The sequence below is a fragment of the Colidextribacter sp. OB.20 genome (assembly GCF_009911595.1).
Taxonomy (GTDB): domain Bacteria; phylum Bacillota; class Clostridia; order Oscillospirales; family Oscillospiraceae; genus Lawsonibacter.
The window spans coordinates 1-3,497 of the sequence record NZ_QWKG01000122.1; the positions used below are offsets into that span (position 1 = coordinate 1).

At 41.8% G+C, this 3,497-nt stretch carries 1 protein-coding gene; it reads left to right on the top strand.

The genetic code is table 11. From position 1 onward, the window contains the following. Positions 1–108: 108 nt before the first annotated feature. Positions 109–3,497: leucine-rich repeat protein (locus D1641_RS18580; RefSeq protein ID WP_160668443.1), on the top strand; the 3,389-nt coding region annotated here is incomplete at its 3' end.

A 3,497-nucleotide genomic window follows, 5' to 3' on the forward strand; every position in this document is an offset into this window, starting at 1 on the left:
ACTAACCTGTACCTTTGTACCCAGAATACAGCTAAATGGAGGTGATAGCTAAATCAATCGGCAATATCGGCGTGTTCACATTATTTATCATCTTTTGGAGGAGAGGACATGAAAAAACGTTTATTGTCAACTTTATTAGCTCTGTGTATGGTGCTAGCGCTGTTTCCAGAAACCGCTTGGGCAGTTGATATTGTGGACTCCGGAACCTGTGGAGAAAATCTTACTTGGAAATTGGATAGCGATGGAGTCCTGACTATTGACGGAACTGGAAATATGAAAGACTACAATAATTTTGGATCAATGCCTTGGTATAATAAGCGCATGGAAATTAAATCTGTTGTACTTAATGAAGGTGTTACAAATATTGGAGCACAAGCGTTTTTTGACTGCGCTAATATGGAGAATATATCAATACCTTCAACTGTAAATAGTATTGGGGGGATGCCCTTTGCTGGCTGCATTTCAATCACACACATAAACCTCGCCAACGACAATGCTTCGTACTGTATAAATAACGGGGTTTTATTCACTAAAGATATGGCGCAATTGGTCTACTACCCCACAGGGTTAAGTAACAGCAGTTATACAATTCCATCTGGTACTACTTCGATTGAGCATGCCGCATTTTTGGAAAACAAAGGATTGAGGGAAGTAACTCTTCCTTTAGGTTTAGTTTCCATTGGCAATTATGCCTTTGAGGGCTGTACCAATTTATCAAGTATAGCCTTACCGAATACCCTGACCAATATAGGATCATTTGCCTTTAGTGGCTGCACCAACTTAACCGCTATCAGTATCCCGTCCAGTGTCACTAAAATTGATACTGCTCCTTTTGCAAAGTGCACTAAATTGATTAACATCCAAGTAGATGCTGATAATACTGCATTTTGTTCAAATGATAAGGTTTTGTTTAATAAGGGCAAGACTCAGTTAATTCAATATCCTGTTGGTTTATCAGGTGACTATATTGTCCCGACAAGTGTCACTAATATTAAAAATTACGCATTTGCCTCTGCTTTTGGCCTGACTAATATTACTATTCCGTCCAATGTAACTGCTATTAGTGCCTATGCATTTGATAAATGCACTGGTTTGAAAAATGTATACTACTCTGGCACAGCAGAACAATGGAATAGCATTTCTATCGATAGCCATAACGAATCCCTGACCTCCGCTAAAATTCATTTTATTGACCCAGACAAACCTGATCCGCCGGTTAATCCCGACCCAGATATCCCCAATATTTCAAGAGACAAATATCAATTCCACGTGGTCGACGAAAATGGCCGGAGCCTTCCCAATGTTTCAGTCATTTATTCTGACGGCGTAGATGAGCAGACCGGTATAACTAACGAGTCCGGCTTAGTAACCTTTAATTTGCTTACAATCGGCACACCGGAAGTAGAGGCTACTCTGGAAGGATACATCCCATGGACAAACCGCAACAGCAATTGGGAAAAGTCCCCCAACCGTTATGAAACAATTATCATGTACCCTACAGGTCTGGGTGAATATAAGTTAAGCTCCTGCCGATATTCCAATTCTTCTCTAATGACCAACAGCACAGATCTGCTGACGAGAACAAAAACTGTCAGTCTGGGGAACGATGCGCCCTTGGCCGGGGATCTGGATGATGGAAAATTCTACATAAGTTGCAAAGCGGCCTCAGATAGCAATGTTGCCAGATATGAGTTGTGGCAGGGCGCTAAAAAAATTGCAGAGACTACATCTATTCTTTTTGATAGCCTATCCTCGGATAAATTCTCTTCTGGTGGTGGATGTTTTATCCGAGTAGTAGCTACTGATGGTACACATGTTGATACAAATATCAATTTGCAGTTCAAAAAAGCATCTATTAATAAAATAACAAGCCTTTCAATTTCCTCAACAAAAGTAAGTTTCAAAGTTGGGGATGACATACCGTATGTTGGCGGACAGACAATCAATTTTGATCTCCCTATAAATGTTCCTATCACTGCTTTGGTCGATGAGAATGGAAAAGTACAGATAGGTTTTAATCTCAATATCTACGGTGGAAAAACAGAAGAGGAACAGATTCAGAAAGCTAAAGAATTGTTAACAGATGTTAGATCATATTCATATTATAAAGGATTTGGACGACTCAGTGCAGGGCAACAGGAAGTTTTCAAATCTCTTGTAAAAAACTCGAATAAGTTTGAAATAATTCACAATTTGGAAACACTTAAAAAGAATAGCGAATTTAATTTGCTTGGTTATGCAGAAGGAGATTTTAGCAACAGCACTGCCAAGGGACAAATTATGTTGCAGCTTAAGATAAAAGCTGGCGAGTTTGGGTATAATACTTGGGTTTGGGTCGTACCTGTAACGGTTCAAGTCAAACTGGGCTTAGAAGGAAATGTTATTGGAGAAATTGAATTTGACTGGGCAAACGCAACCTTGGCAGGAACATTAGATGCTAAAGCCTCTGCGGAGTTGGAAGCGTTTGGCGGTGTTGGCGTTGGAAAAGCAGTTGGTGTAGGTGCGTATGGAAAAGCAAAATTGGAAGGAACTTATCGTTTTATAGGAACACCCCAAGGCCCCCAAAGTCTTGATTTAACTGGTGAATTGGGCGTAAAAGCGTACTTAGCATGGGCTGAATGGCGCAAGGCATTTGCCTATAATACTTGGCACTTATATTCGGCCAATAATGTACGTTCGCAGTCATTGAATGAAACATCTGAATCAGCATGGTTGTCGTTGTACGATGCTGAAGCCTATCAAATCCATGACTTGGATTATCTGGAAGAAGAATCCGAATGGATGGGATATCCAATTATGCTTTTGGACGATTCCGCCTCCACCAATTTGACTCCATTGCTAACAGATACATACCGCAATGCTCAGCCGACATTGGTTGCTGCGGACGACGGTCTCTATGCGGCTTTCTTAAGGGCAGATAGTACTACTGGTGACGTATATGTGGCGGTGACCAAATACAGTAAGGGAGTTTGGGCCAGCCCGGTGCGGATTGATCCGAGCGCAGTTATGGATGGCACTCCCAGTCTTTGTGTTGCTGAGGATGGAACCATATGGTTGGCTTATTCTCAAACCGAAACAGGATATGATAATACTTCTTTGCTAGACTATGCGAAAAAGCAAAGTGTTGTAGTTGGCTCTATTGATTCAACTACTTTGGCCTTCACCCAGGCAGCTTCGTATACCGGAAACCATTATGCGCATCTCCAACGGATAACACTGATAGACAACATCCCTACTCTGGTATGGGCAGATTCCAGCGTAACTGATGATAACAGCGTGCTTTGGCCTGCCTCGTCCAGCGTTTACACTGCTACGTATACTGGTGGGCAGTGGTCACCTGCTCAACTACTGGTTAATGTTGACAAGCCCGTCCTACAGCTTGCTGCCGGAGCACAGGCCGGCGCATTCAATGTAGCCTACGTTGTAGATGAAGATGGCGATTATACTACAGCAGAGGATAAAAATCGTAAGCGTAAAATGTACCACCGCATATACAA